The sequence below is a fragment of the Streptomyces sp. NPDC001970 genome (assembly GCF_053594115.1).
On the sequence record NZ_JBSFDW010000004.1, the window covers coordinates 227,956 to 243,618 of the forward strand.

Sequence of the window (15,663 nt, forward strand, 5' to 3'; positions counted from 1 at the left end):
GGCAGGGCCATCGTCACGATTCTTTTGTCACAGCATCGAGGGGCACGTATGTCCGGACTGATCGACACAACGGAGATGTACCTCCGCACCATCCTCGAGCTCGAAGAGGAAGGCGTGGTCCCCATGCGCGCCCGGATCGCGGAGCGGCTCGACCAGAGCGGCCCCACGGTCAGCCAGACCGTGGCGCGGATGGAGCGCGACGGACTGGTCACGGTCGCGGGTGACCGGCACCTGGAGTTCACCGAGGAGGGCCGGCGGCTGGCGACGCGCGTGATGCGCAAGCACCGGCTCGCCGAGTGCCTCCTGGTCGATGTGATCGGCCTGGAGTGGGAGCAGGTCCACGCCGAGGCGTGCCGCTGGGAACACGTGATGAGCGAGGCAGTGGAGCGGCGCGTGCTGGAGCTGCTGCGCCACCCGACGGAGTCTCCGTACGGCAACCCGATCCCGGGTCTGGAGGAGTTGGGCGAGAAGGCGGAGGCCGACCCGTTCCTGGACGACTCCATGGTGAGCCTGGCCGAGCTGGACGCGGGCGCCGAGGGCAAGACGGTCGTGGTCCGGCGGATCGGCGAGCCGATCCAGACGGACGCCCAGCTGATGTACACGCTGCGGCGTGCGGGCGTGCAGCCCGGCTCCGTGGTGAGCGTGACGGAGTCCGCGGGCGGTGTGCTCGTGGGCAGCAGCGGCGAGGCGGCGGAGCTGGAGGCGGACGTGGCGTCGCACGTGTTCGTGGCGAAGCGCTGACGTCGCGGTTTCGCCCGAGCGGCCCGAGGCCTTCCCCGGGCGTCCCGGCGCTCCTGGAGTTCTTCACGCGCCCGCACCGCGCATGCGGTGCGGGCGCGTCGTTCTCGCCCCGCGTGCGCGGTGCGGGCGCCACCGACGCGTTCGCACTCGTGGACACACGTGAGAACGCGCTTTCCGGCCGGAATGGCAGCGCCCGGGCGATTCGCGTGCCACGCTGAGCTGAGGCATATGACTGGGGGTGGCGGATGCCGTACCGACACAGGGAGGGCCCCGGCGCTCAACAGCGCCGGGGCCTGTCCTCCCCTGTGCGACCCGGAGCCCCGAGCTCTCAGGGTCGCTCCCCTCGGACCGGTTTCCCCGAGCGGCCCGCCTCCCGCAGAAGATCTCCCCTCGGCGACGCGCGTCAATCCTTGAGCATGGTCACTCGAACGAGGGGTGTTCGGCGCGGGATCACGGGTTTCGAATGGAAGTTCGATAGTCTGGCGTGACTCGATCGCTTGTCGATCACTGCTTGTTCGCTTCGGAATCCGCAGGGGACAGAAGGGGGTGCCAGGACCATGGCGCGGCGCATCGACGTGACGGGAGCGGGCGGCGTACGCCTCGCTGCCTGGGAGTTCGCCGATCCGCCCAAGGGGCGCGGTGAGACGGACCGCACCCAGGGCGTGTTATTGCTCCACGGGCTGATGGGCCGCGCCTCGCACTGGGCGTCCACGGCCCGCTGGCTCGCCGAGCGGCATCGCGCGGTGGCGCTCGACCAGCGGGGGCACGGGCGCAGCGAGAAGCCGGCGGACGGCTCGTTCACGCGCGAGGCGTATGTGTCGGACGCGGCGGCCGCGGTGGAGCAGCTGGGCCTCGCCCCGGTCACGCTCATCGGTCACTCCATGGGCGCCCTCACCGCCTGGCAGCTGGCCGCCGAGCGGCCGGACCTCGTCCAGGCCCTGGTCATCTGCGACATGCGCGCCTCCGCACTGGGCGCGGCCTCCCAGCGGGAATGGGAGGACTGGTTCCGCAGCTGGCCCGCCCCCTTCGCGACCCTCGCGGACGTCCGCAAGTGGTTCGGCGAGGACGACCCCTGGGTCGAGCGCCCGAACCCCGCGCGCGGTGCGTTCTTCGCCGAGGTGATGGCCGAGGGTACGGACGGCTGGCGCCCGGTCTTCTCGCGCCGCCAGATGCTCACCTCCCGCGAGACCTGGGTCCACGACGCCCACTGGGACTCCCTCGCCCAGGTCCAGTGCCCCACGCTCGTCGTCCGAGGCCTCGACGGCGAACTGGGCCGCGCCGAGGCCCAGGAGATGGTCCGCGTCCTCCCCCGCGGCCGGTACGCCGAGGTCCCGGACGCCGGCCACCTCGTCCACTACGACCAGCCCGCCGCCTGGCGCAGCGCGATCGAACCGTTCCTGGACGGCGTCCTGACGCCGTGACAGGAATGTCCGTGACGGCGGCGTCCGTGAGAGGAGCCGCCGCGCCGCTCCTCGCCGCGCCGGCCGTGCCCTGCTTCCCGCTCGTGCACCGGCTGACGCCGGCCGGGAGCGCGGCGGACCGGGACCACCGTCACTGACCCGGTCCGCCGCGGCGGGGAGGTGGCTCGGATGGCTCAGAAGGCGAAGACCGCGGCCTCGGTGAGGCTCGAGTGCATCTCGCACGCGTTGCCGTACGTGGCCGACCAGCTGACGCGCTTGCCCTGCCAGACACCGTCCGCGGTGATGGTCACAGGGTCCCACTGACGGGTGCACGGGCCGCCGACCGCGCGGGACAGCAGACCGAACTCGCCGTCCACCGCGTTCAGCTCCTTGCACGCCGCCTTGGGCGAGGGGTGGGTGCCGCCCGGGGTCGGCGCACAGCTCAGCGTCACCGCGCGCTCGGCGGTGGCCGTCGCGGCCTGGTCGCCCTTGCCGACCGTCAGCACCAGAGCCGACGGCGGGTAGAGCCCGGCCGGCTGGGCGGGCGGCGCCGCGTGTGCGGCCCCGCCCACGGCGAGGAGGAGGGCGGCCGCGGAGGCCGTCGCACCGAATGTGCTGACGATGTAACGCATAGGTGAATCCCTTTCGCTGGTGAGTGCGATTGCGCTCGGGAGTCTTGCTGATGCGTACAGTGATCGCACATCCAGCGCCTGTTTCCGGCCGCACACGTTCCGGTAGGGGGACCGAACGGTCGTTCGGGCAGTTCGGAGGGGGTGTGCGGGGTGGACGCCCGAGTGTCCAGCATATGGACAAGGTTCGGTGGTACAACCCGAAACGATCCTTTGACCTGCTCGTTTCAGGAATTGGTTCCATCTTGGAGCACTGCCCCACGCGTCCCTTCGACCGGAAAACATCGGGCGTCCGCCTCGGTCGATTCGGGTGCTGATCTCTTCGCGGATCTCCGGTCTGTTCGCTCCCGCGGCCTTTGGGCCGATCGGGTTGCGGTGCGCCGTGCCGCGTCCTCAGGCGTCACGTCAGCAACGGAGGCGCCGGTGTTGACGTCCGCCGATGCGCACATCGCATACGAACCCTTCACACCGACCGGCGCCTCCGTCCCCTGCGGACATACGCCCCCAAGGCGCCCTGGCCCTGCCTGCTGCCGGGGCCAGGGCGGCGCTTGCGGGCGGGGGCCGCGGCCCGTCAGCCCTTGCTGACCGCCGTCAGGATCTCCGGCAGTCGTTGCGCCGTCTGGGGTGCGGCGACCCGCAGTCCGCCCCATGCCACGACCGCGCCGTACGCGAGCCCCAGCGGCAGCAGACTCCACAGCGCCGACTCCGCGTTGGCGGCATTGAGCCAGATCGTGAGCCCGATCACCGGGGCGCACAACAGAGCCGACGCGATCATTCCGCCGAAGATGGAGATCCAGGCCAGCCCGCCCTGACCCGGCGCGACGTTCTTGTACGCGCTGTCCTGCGGGATGGAGTACGGGAAGCGGGCCGACGCCACCGCGCCCGTCGCCAGCATCGAGCCCAGCAGCGCGACCGCCAGTCCGAGCGCCTCCGGGAGTGCCTCCCAGTTGCCCAGGATCGCCGCTGTGACGACGGTGACCAGGACCGTGTACGGGAGCGTGATCAGCGCCAGCGCCAACGCGCGGGCGCGCAGTTCGAGGTAGGCGTCGCAGGGCGTCGAGATCGTCTGGGCCACCATCCAGAACGCGGAGGTGTCCTGCCCGAACTGGTTGTACATCTGGATGCCGAGCATTCCCGACGCGAAGCACGCGAAGTAGACCGAGCCCGTGCCCTGAAGCGCGTTGAAGACCGGCACGATCGCACCGATGACCAGCGCCGTCACCCACGCCGTCTTCGTCTTCGGATCGCGCCAGACGTAGCGCAGGCTGCGCTGCATGACCGTGCCCGTACGCCCGCCGGGCAGCAGCCGGTGCAGCCCGCCCTCGGACGCCTTGCGGCTCGGCTCCGACGCGGCCGCGAGCGTCGAGCCGTCCGGGCTGGTCATCAGCCGGGTGAGGCTGTGCTGCCACGCGTACAGCAGCACACCCAGCGCGGCCACGGACAGCGCCAGCTGCGCAAGGGCCGTGCCGTACGAGCCCGAAGCCGCCGAGTCGATCGCGCCGATCGCCGAGGCCGGCGGGAGCCAGCGCACGACGTCCGCCACCGGTTCCAGCGCCGCGAGGCCGCCCGCCGCGCCGATCCGCTGCGCTCCGAAGTTCGCGAACTGGATGCCCACGCCGATCACCAGACCGCTGAGCACCGCCAGGTCGCGGCCCTTGCGCGAGGTCAGCAGCCGGATGTTGGCCGCCGCGACCGCCCGCGCCAGCGCCACGCACACCAGCAGCGTCAGGGGTACGGCCACCACCGCGACCAGCACCGCTCCCGCGCCGTGCGCCAGCGCCAGCGCGCCGCCCACGGCCAGACAGAGCGTGAACAGCGGGCCGATGCCCACCAGCGAGGCCACCAGCAGCGCGGAGACCAGCGGGCGCGGGCGCAGCGGCAGCATCACCAGCCGGGTCGGGTCGAGCGTCTCGTCGCCGCTCGGGAAGAAGAGCGGCATGAACGTCCAGCCGAGCGCGAGCACGGCGACCAGCAGCACCACCACCGTGGCCGCGTTCGCCTCGCCGCGGAGCAGGATCAGCCCGATGAGCTGCGCGGCCGCGAAGAGCAGCGCCACGACGGCCGTGGCGACGAAGGCCGCCCGGCGGCCCGTGGACTGGCGCAGCCCGTTGGTGAGCAGCGACAGCTTGAGCCGTACGAAAACGGCGGTGAGCGCGGCGGTGGCCGGAGTCGTCGTCGGGGGCGTCGGAGGCGTCGCATGCGTGGCAGTCGTCATCGCGAACCGCCGCCGCCCAGCCAGTCCAGCGAGTCCCCGGTGACCCGGTCGCTCGCCCCGACCAGCTCCAGGAACGCGTCCTGCAGCGACGACGCCGAGCCCCGTACCTCCTCCAGGGTGCCCTGCGCCCGGATCCGGCCCGCCGCCATCACGGCGACCCAGTCGCACAGCGACTCCACGAGCTCCATCACATGGCTGGAGAAGACGACGGTCGCCCCGGACGTGGTGTATCGCTCGAGCACTCCGCGGATCGTCTGCGCCGAGACCGGGTCGACGCCCTCGAACGGCTCGTCCAGGAACAGCACCTGCGGATTGTGCAGCAGGGCGGCGGCCAGGCCGATCTTCTTGCGCATACCGGTCGAGTAGTCGACGACCAGCTTGTGCTGTGCCCCCGCGAGATCCAGTACGTCGAGGAGCTGCGCCGCCCGCTTGTCCACCTCGTCACCGGGCAGCCCGCGCAACCGGCCGGTGTAGGCGAGGAGTTCGCGTCCGGACAGCCGCTCGAAGAGCCGCAGTCCCTCGGGCAGCACACCGATCCTGGCCTTGATCTCGGCGGGGTCCTTCCACACGTCGTGGCCGGCGACCTCGACGCGGCCCTGGTCGGGGCGGAGCAGCCCGGTCACCATCGACAGCGTCGTCGTCTTGCCGGCGCCGTTCGGCCCGACCAGGCCGATGAACTTGCCCGCGGGCAGGGTCAGATCGATGCCCGCGACGGCGATCTGCTCACCGAACCGCTTCCACAATCCCTCCACGCGGACGGCGGGCGGTACCGTTTCCGGCGTACCGCCCGCCGACTGGAGCTCCGTGCGGCCCGATTCCTGGGTCGCATTCTGGTCCGGCATCGTGTGCTGCCCTCCGTTGTCCCCGTATGTACGGGAACAACATTACGATCGGCGGGTCCGCCCGGCGGCTGCCTCCCGTCCACACGCGTAGGCCAGCGGGCTGATGAGCTCCTCCGCGTCCGGCAGCCAGCGGTTGGCCGGCGTGGGGCGGCGGGCCCACTGCACCGCGCCCTGACCGCCGATGCGTGTCGGCGGCGCCGCCACGTAGTGACCCTCGCCGCGCGCCACCAGGTCGATCGAGCTGGGTGCCCAGCCCAACTTCCGTACCAGATCAAGGGCCTTCGCCGCGCCGCCGGGAAGGACGAAGAACATCATCCGCCGGTCCGGGGTGCAGGTCACCGGGCCGAGCATCAGATCCATCCGCTCCATCCGGGCCAGCGCCAGGAAACCGGCGGACTCCGGGACGTCCAGCGCGTCGAACGTCCGCCCCGTGGGCAGCAGGATCGACGCCTTCGGATGCTTCCCCCACAGCCGGCGCGCGACGACGGCGCTTCCGGTCGCCTGGCTCGCCCAGTCCGGGCGGACGGCGTGCGCCCCCGGCGCCTCGCACGCGGGCGCGCCGCAGGAGCACCGCTCCGCGCCGTCGACGGCCTCGAGCCAGGTGCCGGGGAACACGTCCCAGTGGCGGTCCTCCGCATACCGCACGGCGCTGTCCAGCAGCTGTTCGCCCCGCTGCTTGGGGATCTGTGCGGCTTCCACGCCGATGGTCTCTTCCACGCTGAACACAACTACCGCCGTCAGCGCGGGTTACGGGCGCGCACGGGCGGGGGCACGGTGCATCGATCCTGCATTTGGGGCGCATGGGTGCATGGACGGGGGCGCGCGTGCGGCCGGGGCCGGGCGGGAGGGTAGCCCCTTGCGGGTGAGTGTCATTCACCCGTAATCGTCCGAGCTCATCGGCATTCTCCGGATAACCGCCGGGAAGTTGTCAATTGGAGATCATGAACTCGATCGAAGATCGTGATTGCAGATCGCGGGGCGAGCTCGCGGTGGGAGATCACGGTCGGAGGTCACGAACCGGGCGGTCCGGTACAGGGGGTAGTCATGGCAGCGAGGCCACTCGTCGCCCGCCAGCCGAACGAACGGCTGCAGGCGCTCATCCAGGAAGCCGCGTGTTCCAACGCCGGGCTGGCCCGCCGGGTCAACCTGGTCGGCGCGGAGCGCGGACTCGATCTGCGGTACGACAAGACGTCCGTGGCGCGCTGGCTGCGCGGACAGCAGCCGCGCGGGCGGGCGCCGGGGATCATCGCGGAGGCCCTGGGCCGCAAGCTCGGGCGCACGGTCACGATCGACGAGATCGGCATGGCGAACGGGAAGAACCTGGCGTCGGGCGTCGGGCTGCAGTTCGCGCCGACCGTGCTCGGGGCGATCGAGCAGGTCTGCGAGCTGTGGCGCAGCGACGTGGGCCGCCGCGACTTCCTGTCCGGGGCGACGATCGCGGCGTCGGCGCTGGTCGAGCCCAGCCGTGACTGGCTGATCACGGCCGCGGACGCGCAGGTGGCGCGCACGGCAGGGTCACGGGTGGGGGTGTCGGACGTCGAGGCGGTACGGGCGATGACGGAGGCGCTCAAGACGCTGGACCACCGCTTCGGGGCCGGGCATGTGCGGCCGGTCGTCGTCCACTACCTCAACAGTGTGGTGTCGGGGCTGCTTTCGGGCTCGTACCGGGAGCCGGTGGGCCGGCAGCTCTTCGCGGCCGTCGCCCGGCTCACCGAACTCGCCGGGTACATGGCGGTGGACACCGGCCAGCCGGGGCTCGCGCAGCGCTACTACATCCAGGCTCTGCGGCTGGCGCAGGCGGCGGGCGACCGTGCGTACGGGGGGTACGTCCTGGCGGCGTCGATGAGCCACCTCGCGGCGCAGCTGGGGAACCCGCGGGAGATCTCTCAGCTCGCTCGAGCGGCGCAGGAGGGTGCGCGGGGGCAGGTGACGCCGCGCGCGGAGGCGATGTTCTACGCGGCCGAGGCGCGGGGCCACGCGCTGCTGGGCGACGCCCGGGCCTGCCACCAGGTCGTCGGCAAGGCGCTGACGGCGCTGGAGCGGGCCGGCGCGGAGTCGGGGGACGACCCGGCCTGGATCGCCCACTTCGATCACGCGTATCTGGCCGACGAGCTGGCGCACTGCCACCGCGACCTGGGCGAGGCGGACGCGGCCGCCCGCCGCGCGGCCGACTCCCTGGAGGGCCACCCCGAGTCCCGCGCCCGCCGCCGCGCGATCGGGCTGGTCCTGCTCGCGTCGGCGCAGGTCCAGCAGCGCGAGGTGGAGGCGGCCTGCCGGACGGGCACGCAGGCGGTGGACCTGCTCGGGACACTGAGGTCCAGCCGGGGCGCGGAATACCTGGAGGACCTCCAGTACCGGCTGGAGCCGTACGGGAACGAGCCCGCGGTACGGGAGTTCGCGGCGAGAATGGAGCTGCACGCGGCCTGAACGGGCGGCGTTGAGCAGCGTCTTGAGACGCGATCTTGTTACGGGTGCCACACGTGTGTGCGGAGGGGCTGATGCACCCGGTAGCGTGAACCGACGATTCCGTAGGTTTACGTGTAGGAGTCCCGGTGACGCGAAGCGGACAGGGTGACGAGGCGCAGCTTCCGGCTGCGCAGCCCGCGCACGAAGGTGTCGTGCTGCCCGCGGACGGCAGCGAACCCTGGATACCCGGCGTCGGCGGGGAACAGGTCGCTCCGGCGGGCGGGGCGCCCTGGGGTCAGCCGTGGGGTCCCGAGCAGGGGCAGCCGCAGCCGCAGCCGTATCAGCAGCTTCAGCCTCAGCCTCAGCAGATGCCGGGGCAGCCCGGGGCGTACGCGCAGCCGCTGCCGCCGCAGCAGCCGCACCAGCAGTTCCCGCAGCCGCACCAGGCCGCCCAGCCGTTCCCGCCGTACGACGCAGGGGACACCGGCCAACTGCCGGGCCAGTACGCGCAGACGGGCGGGCAGCTCCCGGCCGCCGCGCCCGACGCGGACGCCACCCAGTACATCGCGCCCTTCCAGCCCGCCGCGGGGGCCCTCCCGTACGAGAACCCCGCCGAGTCGACGCAGTTCCTCGGCATGCAGCCCGCCGCCGCGGGCGGCGACGCGGAGGCCACCCAGTACCTGCCGCCCGTACCGCAGGGCGCCCCGTACGGGGTCCGTCCCGGCGCGCCCGGTGACCGTCAGCCTCCCGCCGAGTTCGACAACCTCTTCCGCAGCGAGGGCGCGGCGGCCGGTGGCGGGGCGGAGGCCACGCAGTTCCTGCCACCCGTGCCGCCGCAGCCGCACCCTCAGCAGCCGCACCCGCAGCAGTCGTACGCGCCCACGCCGCAGTACCAGCCGGCCTACGAGCCCTCCTACGTTGACGAGCCGCAGCAGCGCCACCGCTCGCGGGTGCCGCTCATCGCCGCGGTCGTCGTCGGCTGCGCCGTGCTCGGTCTCGGCGCGAGCGCGCTGATGTTCGGCGGCGGTGACGACGACAAGGGCCAGAACGACGACAAGACCGTCGCCGCGGCGACCTCACCCGGACCCGGCTCGACGGGCGAGGGCGCCGCCGACCCCGCGAAGGCGCAGGCCGAGGCGCTCGACAAGCTCCTCGCGGACAGCAGCGACAGCCGCGACTCGGTGATCGCCGCGGTCGAATCGATCAAGAAGTGCGACAACCTCGACCGGGCCGCCGAGGATCTGCGCGGCGCGGCCGAACAGCGCCGTGGCCTCGTGACCCGCCTCGAGGGCCTGTCCGTGGACAAGCTCCCGGACAACGCGGCGCTCACCACGGCGCTCACCAAGGCCTGGGAGGCCTCCGCGAAGGCGGACGACCACTATGCGGCGTGGGCGGGCCAGGTCGACGGCAAGAAGGGCTGCCGCAACGGCAGGGCGGCCGAGACGAAACAGTCGGGCCAGGCGGGGCGCGCCAGTAACGACGCCACCAAGGCCAAGCAGGAGGCCTCCGGCCTCTGGAACTCCATCGCCACCAAGTACGACCTCACGAAGCGCGCACCCTGGCAGCTCTGACGCCCCCGCGCGGGTCCGTCGCCGGAGGGACCGAGGGTGCGCCCCTGGCCGTGGGGTCGGCCGGGGTGTTCGTCCTCGAGCGCCGCCGAGGTGCGCCCGGACCGGCGGGTGAGCGGGGGGTGTCCCTCCTCGAGCGCCGGACGGGCTGGGAAGAGCCAGAATCGCCGAGTGAGCAGGCGTGTCCGTCCTGGAACGCCGGAACGGGCTTCATGTGAGCCGGTACCGCCAGGTCGGCCGGAGTGTCCGTCCTGGAACACCGATCGGGCGGGGAATGAGCCCCGTATCGCCCGGGTCTCCGCCCGCGAGCGCCGGACGGGCCGGGAATCAGCCCGTGCCGCCCGGTGAGCCGGGGTGTCCGCACGCGAACGCCGGGCCCCACCCGCCGGTACCGGCGGGTGGGGCCTGCTGCGGAGCCACAGGGCCCCCCGCCCTGCGGCTACGCCGTCGGCGAGTCCCGCATCGTCGTGCTGACGTCGACGAAGCCCTGCTTCTGGGCCACCAGCCGGCCGTCGCGCACGACCTGGAAGGTCACGCTGCGGTTCACCACGCGGGGAAAGCCGGGCGTCCCCAGCATGTCCTCGTAGCGCCAGCGCAGCGGCGGGGTGAGGCCGCCCGTGTCGACGCGGACGCCGCCGTCGAGGGCGTGGGCGACCGCGCCGGGGGTGATCTCGGAGCGGTCGAGGGACTCGATGACCTTCTTCAGGACCGTGTACGCGATCCACGTGGTCTGCACACCCGCGTCCGCCGCGTCGATCCGGTTGTCCCCGAACGCGTGCTCGCGGATCACTTCGCGCATCGTTCCCCACCGGGTGTCACCCGCGTCCGGGTACCACCCGGTCATGAACGCGCCCTCGAAGGGCCCGCTCGCGCCGCCCATACGGTCGATCAGCGGCTGGTCCACCGAGCTGAGGACCGAGGAGATCCGGACACTCTCCTTTTCCTCGCTCTCGCGCAGCCGTCGGAAGGAGTCGAAGAACGTCTCCGTACGCTCGCCGAGCACGGCGGTGACGCAGCCGTCGTCGTCGCCCGCCTCGTCGAGCGCCTCCTCGGCCTTCTCCGTGTACTCGGTGGAGTCCTCCGCCGCCTTGACGTCGATGGACGGCTTCCCGTCGCCCCGGGCCAGGCCGGCGTTCAGCAGGACCGGCAGATCGTCGCCCGTGACGCTGTCGGGCCGGACCAGGGAGACCTTCTCGCAGCCGGTGGCCAGCTGCTGCCCGTTGCCGGCGAGCAGCGCGGACTGGCCGCCGTTGACCGGATAGGAGAGGTAGCTGGTGAACTCCTCCTCGGAGACCCCGTAGCCACCGATGTAGGGAATGCCCGCCGCCTCCAGCGGCGCCATGAACGCGCGGCCGTGCTGGCTGTACGAGCCGACGACGGCGATCGCCCCCTCCTTCGCCGCGCGCCGGGCGCAGGCGGCGGCGCCGGTCGTCGTGTTGTGTTCGTTGCAGGTGAGGACGCGCAGCTCGTGGCCGTCGATGCCGCCGCGCGAGTTGACGTACCGGGCGTAGGCCTCCGCCATGGCGGGCATCCCGGGCATGTTGGTGGCCTTGGTCTCGTCCGGGGCGAAGGTCATGACGGTGACGGGCTCCCTGGAGTCCCCCGTGGCACCAGGGAGCACACCGCATCCCGACAGCGAGGTTCCGACCGCCGCCATGCACGCGGCGACGAGCGTCGCGGTCCTGTAGGGGCGGGGGGAGGAGGAAAGTCGCCATCCGGTCATGGGCATGCACATTTCCGCCTCATGGGTAACGTTGGAGTGAGGACACTTCAACGAAAAGTGACCAGAAGGTGAATTACGGGGGCTGGAGATCGCCGAGTTGTGGGGAACGTACGATCGATGCGTGCAAGCTTCGGTGCAGTGCCCTCAGTGCGGTGGCCTCACGTGCACGAATCCCTCGTGGCGGAGCTCGCAAGGACCGAGCTCACGAGGTGAACGTCAATGAACTCTTCCCGTCGCGGCCGTCGCTCCTCCACCATGGGCGACATGCCGCTCAATGACATGCCCTGGTGGCGCTGGCGCAGCAACGTGCGCTCGGCGCTGCACATGCTTTCCGACCCCGTCTTCCACCAGGAGACCTGGCTGGTGGGCCGCGAGGGGTACGGCGACGTCACCGACGCCGTGTACCGGCTGGTCGAGGACACCTGGCTGGACAGCTGGTCCGCCGAGAAGTACGTCGGGACGATCTTCCGGGACTCGGGAGAGGCGGCCCTGGTGGACGTGGCCGTGCTGCGGGTGCTGAGGATCATGCACCAGGTGGGCCCGGACGCGCCGGTGTCGGCGTACATGGAGCACCACGGCTGGCCGGAGGCCGTACGGGCCGCGCGCGAGGCGCACGTACGGCTGGCGACGAACGACGGGGAGGACCCGGACGCGCCGCCGCGGACGCTGGAAGTGCTGCGGATCATGACCCGCTCGGCGTGAGCGGGAGCGTGCGTTCCGCCCGGCCGTCCGCCCGGTGTTCCGCCTGACGGACGGGGCCGCCGGTGCCCGAGGGGGTGTGGCACCCTACGAGGATGACCGACCAGTACGTCCTCACGCTTTCCTGCCCGGACAAAAAGGGCATCGTGCACGCCGTCTCCAGCTATCTCTTCATCACCGGCTGCAACATCGAGGACAGCCAGCAGTTCGGAGACCGGGACACGGGCCTGTTCTTCATGCGGGTGCACTTCTCGGCCGAGGCGCCGGTGACGGTGGACAAGCTGCGGGCAAGCTTCGCCGCCGTCGGGGACTCGTTCCAGATGGACTGGCAGATCCACCGTGCCGAGGAACGCATGCGGATCGTGCTGATGGTCAGCAAATTCGGCCACTGCCTGAACGATCTGCTCTTCCGGTGCCGCATCGGCGCGCTGCCGGTGGACATCGCGGCGGTCGTCTCCAACCACACCGACTTCGCCGAGCTCGTCGCGTCGTACGACATCCTCTTCCGCCACATCCCGGTCACCAAGGACACGAAGGCGGACGCCGAGGCGCAGCTGTTGGAGCTGGTGCGGGCGGAGAACGTGGAGCTGGTGGTGCTCGCCCGCTACATGCAGGTGCTGTCCGACGACCTCTGCAAGCAGCTGAGCGGCCGGATCATCAACATCCACCACTCCTTCCTCCCCAGCTTCAAGGGCGCGAAGCCCTACCACCAGGCACACGCGCGCGGCGTCAAGCTGATCGGCGCGACCGCCCACTACGTGACGGCCGACCTCGACGAGGGCCCGATCATCGAGCAGGAAGTCGAGCGCGTCGGTCACGAGGTGACGCCGGATCAGCTGGTGGCGATCGGCCGCGACGTGGAGTGCCAGGCGCTGGCCCGCGCGGTGAAGTGGCATGCGGAGCACAGGATCCTGCTGAACGGCCACCGCACGGTGGTCTTCACCTAGGCGTACGAGGCAGAGACACGCGGAGGGGACAGGTTCCGCCCGCCCGGTCGGTGCCGGTCGCCCGGTCGGACGGTCAGAGGCGCGACAGGGAAGCCGCCGCGAAGAGGACGTCGCGGATCGCGTCGCGGTCGCCGTCCTGGCCGGCCGCGGCCTCGGCGGGCGAGACATGCCCGGCGACGAGCTGGCAGAACTCGACGGCGTCGAGCGCGACCTGGGCCACCGCGTGGCCGGGGTCGCCGAGGGCGGCGGGGGAGTCCAGGGCGATGTACCAGTGGCCGCCGCCCGCGCCCTCGACCTCCAGGTGCAGGGAGCGACCGGGAGAGCCCGCCGTGACCAGGTGACGGGCGGGGCTCGCGAGGCCGGCGCGGCGGCGGGCGGCCAGGGCCGCGGGGAGCAGCCGGGCCGCCAGGTCGATCATGTGGTGGAGATGGGCGGCGCTCGGCGGATCGTACGGATAGTCCACCGCGTTCGCGATGTCGTCCGCGTGCACCCAGCACTCGAAGGCGCGGTCGAGCAGTGAGTCCCGCAGCGGCAGCGCGAAGTCGCCGTACGACACGGACAGCTCGGCGACGCCGCGGCCCGCGAACGAGACCGTCCGCACCAGCGTGTGGCTCTGCTCGCGCCACGGCATCCGGATCCTCCGCGTCGGCGGGAAGTGCGCGGAGCGCCAGTACCGCTCGGTGCGGTCGGACGGCGAGCGCGGCGCGGCCTCGCCCGCCGGGTCCTCCAGGCCGAGCGCGGACGTGACCAGCCCGTCCACGGACATCAGGTGGCCGATGACACCCGCGACCGTCGTCTTGCGGCTGACCGCCTCCTTGCCGTCGAACCACTTCAGCCGCAGCGGAGTGTGCCACTCCGAGTCGCCGATGTCCCGCAGCAGCGCGTCGAGCCGCGCCGTCTCCGCGTCGTACGGGGTCGCCCACGCGGGCACCGGGATACGGGCGGGCCGGCGGCCCAGGCAGTTCTCCAGCACCCGGGACCGCAGCAGCGGGTCCAGGTCCAGGTCGCGGTCCGTGTGCAGCAGCCCGACCGCGTCGCGCAGCCGCAGCGCCTCGTCCGCGCACGGGGCGCACTCGGTGAGGTGCTCCTCGACCGCCGTGGTCTCCTCGGCGGAGCACGCGGACAGCGCCCACGCGCCCAGCAGGGACTTCAGCACGCCGTGGGGCAGTCGGCCCGTGGCTAGGGGCTCCTCCGGCGGCACCGGCTCGGGCAGGACCGGCGGCGGCGCCAGGTCGTCACCCGCCGCCCGTGGCCCCGGTATGCGCGCCGCGGCGCCGGGCCCGTCCTCGGGCTCGTCGGCGCCGCGGCCGCCGTCGACCGGGCCGGTCACAGTGAGCGTCCGTATCCGGGCGGTGAGGAGCCTTCGACGAGCGGGCGGGTGTTCGCCGTGGACAGCAGCTGAAGGCCGAGCCGGAGCCGCCGCCGTGCCTCGTCCTCCGTGACCCCGAGGTCGGCAGCCGTCTGCCGGTAGTCCCTGCGCTGGACGTAGGCCAGCTCCAGTGCGGCCCGCAGCGGCGCGGGCATCGATGTCACGATGTAGTCGGCGCGGGCGGCGACCGACGCGCGCCGGATCTTCTGCTCCAGCTCCTCCGTGGTGCTGCCGCCGCTCTCCGCCTGCACCGCCGACTCCTGCTCGCGCAGGCGGTGCACGGCCTGGCGGTGGGTGAGCCGGGCCACCCAGGACCGCATGTTGCCCTGCTTGGGGTCGTACGCGTCGGGGTTCTCCCACACATAGCCGAAGACCTCACGGGTCACCTGGTCCGCCGCCGCGTCGTCGTCCAGCACCCGGTGGGCCAGGCTGTGCACGAGCGAGGCGAACCGGTCGTACAGCTCTCCGAGCGCGGCGGCCTCGCCCCGCGCCAGTCGCTGCTGCATCCTGCGGTCCCAGCGGGGTGGTGTGTCCTTGGCCATCCGGCGCCCCCAAACCCTCCGCATGTTCGCACCTGTTGCTGCCGTCGTCCTCTCGAATGTAGTGGGCCGTGCCGCCGGCGCACCCGTCTTTGCGGCAAGTACGCCTCCCTGGGTTTGGTCTCGGGACTGTTGGGCAGCGGCGCCTGGAAGACAGGCTTCCGTATCTCGACGACGAGGAGGGCCGGACGCGTGATGCTCAAGGTGGACCGGGCGGAGCAGGGCGCGTGGACCGTGCTGCACATACGGGGCGAGCTCGATCTGGTCAGCTCGCCCGTGGTCCGCCGCCGCGTCCACGAGGCCGTGGCCCTGGGCCGCCGCGATCTGGTCCTCGACCTGTCCGGGGTGCAGTTCTGCGACTCCAGCGGCGTCGGCGTGCTCATAGCCTCCCGCCGCCTGATGCGGTCCTGCCAGGGCAGGCTGCGGCTGATCCTCCCGGCGCGGGGAGCCGTCGACCACTCGCACGTGAACCGGGTGCTGGCAGCGCTGGGCGTCCGCCGGCTCTTCGACGTGTACGAGGACGTGGCCGCGGCCGTGGACGAGGAGGCGGAGCCCCTCTCCGCGTAACGGGAGCGGGACCCGGCC

The 15,663-nt window shown here is 72.1% G+C and carries 14 protein-coding genes; 7 read left to right on the top strand and 7 right to left on the bottom strand.

Features of this window, described 5'->3' with window-relative positions; all coding sequences use genetic code 11:
* Positions 1 to 48: 48 nt before the first annotated feature.
* Positions 49 to 741, top strand: a complete 693-nt coding sequence (locus tag ACWCP0_RS07675) for a metal-dependent transcriptional regulator (protein WP_451077946.1) — start codon at positions 49 to 51, stop codon at positions 739 to 741.
* Between the two features lie 557 nt (positions 742 to 1,298).
* A complete protein-coding gene (locus ACWCP0_RS07680; protein ID WP_451077947.1) occupies positions 1,299 to 2,162 on the top strand; it encodes an alpha/beta fold hydrolase in 864 nt (287 codons plus the stop codon).
* Between the two features lie 173 nt (positions 2,163 to 2,335).
* On the opposite strand, the gene ACWCP0_RS07685 is transcribed toward ACWCP0_RS07680, so the two are convergent.
* The 4 genes from ACWCP0_RS07685 to ACWCP0_RS07700 all read right to left on the bottom strand — a co-directional run bounded on the left by ACWCP0_RS07685 (position 2,336) and on the right by ACWCP0_RS07700 (position 6,553).
* Positions 2,336 to 2,773, bottom strand: a complete 438-nt coding sequence (locus tag ACWCP0_RS07685; protein ID WP_451077948.1) for a subtilase-type protease inhibitor — start codon at positions 2,771 to 2,773, stop codon at positions 2,336 to 2,338.
* A 568-nt stretch (positions 2,774 to 3,341) separates the two neighbouring features.
* Complete coding sequence (locus tag ACWCP0_RS07690) at positions 3,342 to 4,985, bottom strand: transporter (protein ID WP_451077949.1); 1,644 nt, start codon at positions 4,983 to 4,985, stop codon at positions 3,342 to 3,344.
* Positions 4,982 to 5,827 (bottom strand): ABC transporter ATP-binding protein, encoded by an 846-nt coding sequence (locus ACWCP0_RS07695; protein WP_451077950.1) that lies wholly within the window; start codon positions 5,825 to 5,827, stop codon positions 4,982 to 4,984. The genes ACWCP0_RS07690 and ACWCP0_RS07695 overlap by 4 nt, the downstream gene beginning before the upstream one ends.
* Positions 5,828 to 5,869: 42 nt before the next feature.
* On the bottom strand, positions 5,870 to 6,553 hold the full coding sequence (locus ACWCP0_RS07700) for a bifunctional DNA primase/polymerase (RefSeq protein ID WP_451077951.1): 684 nt from the start codon (positions 6,551 to 6,553) through the stop codon (positions 5,870 to 5,872).
* Between the two features lie 318 nt (positions 6,554 to 6,871).
* On the opposite strand from ACWCP0_RS07700, the gene ACWCP0_RS07705 reads away from it, so the two are divergent.
* A complete protein-coding gene (locus ACWCP0_RS07705) occupies positions 6,872 to 8,254 on the top strand; it encodes a transcriptional regulator (RefSeq protein ID WP_451077952.1) in 1,383 nt (460 codons plus the stop codon).
* A 125-nt stretch (positions 8,255 to 8,379) separates the two neighbouring features.
* Positions 8,380 to 9,804 (top strand): hypothetical protein, encoded by a 1,425-nt coding sequence (locus ACWCP0_RS07710; protein ID WP_451077953.1) that lies wholly within the window; start codon positions 8,380 to 8,382, stop codon positions 9,802 to 9,804.
* A 436-nt stretch (positions 9,805 to 10,240) separates the two neighbouring features.
* On the opposite strand, the gene ACWCP0_RS07715 is transcribed toward ACWCP0_RS07710, so the two are convergent.
* Positions 10,241 to 11,524, bottom strand: a complete 1,284-nt coding sequence (locus ACWCP0_RS07715) for an ABC transporter substrate-binding protein (RefSeq protein ID WP_451077954.1) — start codon at positions 11,522 to 11,524, stop codon at positions 10,241 to 10,243.
* Between the two features lie 255 nt (positions 11,525 to 11,779).
* On the opposite strand from ACWCP0_RS07715, the gene ACWCP0_RS07720 reads away from it, so the two are divergent.
* Both ACWCP0_RS07720 and purU read left to right on the top strand, forming a co-directional pair.
* A complete protein-coding gene (locus tag ACWCP0_RS07720) occupies positions 11,780 to 12,226 on the top strand; it encodes an SCO4402 family protein (RefSeq protein WP_451078051.1) in 447 nt (148 codons plus the stop codon).
* Between the two features lie 92 nt (positions 12,227 to 12,318).
* Positions 12,319 to 13,170, top strand: coding sequence for a formyltetrahydrofolate deformylase (gene purU / locus ACWCP0_RS07725; RefSeq protein ID WP_451077955.1), 852 nt, complete (start codon positions 12,319 to 12,321; stop codon positions 13,168 to 13,170).
* Between the two features lie 73 nt (positions 13,171 to 13,243).
* On the opposite strand, the gene ACWCP0_RS07730 is transcribed toward purU, so the two are convergent.
* Together ACWCP0_RS07730 and ACWCP0_RS07735 are read right to left on the bottom strand one after the other, a co-directional pair.
* Entirely contained in the window at positions 13,244 to 14,500 is a 1,257-nt protein-coding gene (locus tag ACWCP0_RS07730) for a zf-HC2 domain-containing protein (protein WP_451077956.1), read from the bottom strand.
* Complete coding sequence (locus ACWCP0_RS07735) at positions 14,497 to 15,081, bottom strand: sigma-70 family RNA polymerase sigma factor (RefSeq protein ID WP_451078052.1); 585 nt, start codon at positions 15,079 to 15,081, stop codon at positions 14,497 to 14,499. Before ACWCP0_RS07735 ends, ACWCP0_RS07730 begins: the two co-directional genes overlap by 4 nt.
* 189 nt (positions 15,082 to 15,270) lie before the next feature.
* On the opposite strand from ACWCP0_RS07735, the gene ACWCP0_RS07740 reads away from it, so the two are divergent.
* Positions 15,271 to 15,645 carry an STAS domain-containing protein gene (locus ACWCP0_RS07740; RefSeq protein WP_451077957.1) on the top strand — a complete coding sequence of 125 codons (375 nt, stop codon included), beginning with the start codon at positions 15,271 to 15,273 and terminating at the stop codon, positions 15,643 to 15,645.
* Positions 15,646 to 15,663: the final 18 nt, after the last annotated feature.

What these genes read in the sequence shown, in the direction of transcription:
- ACWCP0_RS07675 (WP_451077946.1), top strand. Translation starts at nt 49, where the DNA reads ATGTCCGGACTGATCGACACAACGGAGATGTACCTCCGCACCATCCTC.
- ACWCP0_RS07680 (WP_451077947.1), top strand. Translation starts at nt 1,299, where the DNA reads ATGGCGCGGCGCATCGACGTGACGGGAGCGGGCGGCGTACGCCTCGCT.
- ACWCP0_RS07685 (WP_451077948.1), bottom strand. Translation starts at nt 2,773, where the DNA reads ATGCGTTACATCGTCAGCACATTCGGTGCGACGGCCTCCGCGGCCGCC.
- ACWCP0_RS07690 (WP_451077949.1), bottom strand. Translation starts at nt 4,985, where the DNA reads ATGACGACTGCCACGCATGCGACGCCTCCGACGCCCCCGACGACGACT.
- ACWCP0_RS07695 (WP_451077950.1), bottom strand. Translation starts at nt 5,827, where the DNA reads ATGCCGGACCAGAATGCGACCCAGGAATCGGGCCGCACGGAGCTCCAG.
- ACWCP0_RS07705 (WP_451077952.1), top strand. Translation starts at nt 6,872, where the DNA reads ATGGCAGCGAGGCCACTCGTCGCCCGCCAGCCGAACGAACGGCTGCAG.
- ACWCP0_RS07715 (WP_451077954.1), bottom strand. Translation starts at nt 11,524, where the DNA reads ATGACCGGATGGCGACTTTCCTCCTCCCCCCGCCCCTACAGGACCGCG.
- ACWCP0_RS07720 (WP_451078051.1), top strand. Translation starts at nt 11,780, where the DNA reads ATGGGCGACATGCCGCTCAATGACATGCCCTGGTGGCGCTGGCGCAGC.
- purU (WP_451077955.1), top strand. Translation starts at nt 12,319, where the DNA reads ATGACCGACCAGTACGTCCTCACGCTTTCCTGCCCGGACAAAAAGGGC.
- ACWCP0_RS07735 (WP_451078052.1), bottom strand. Translation starts at nt 15,081, where the DNA reads ATGGCCAAGGACACACCACCCCGCTGGGACCGCAGGATGCAGCAGCGA.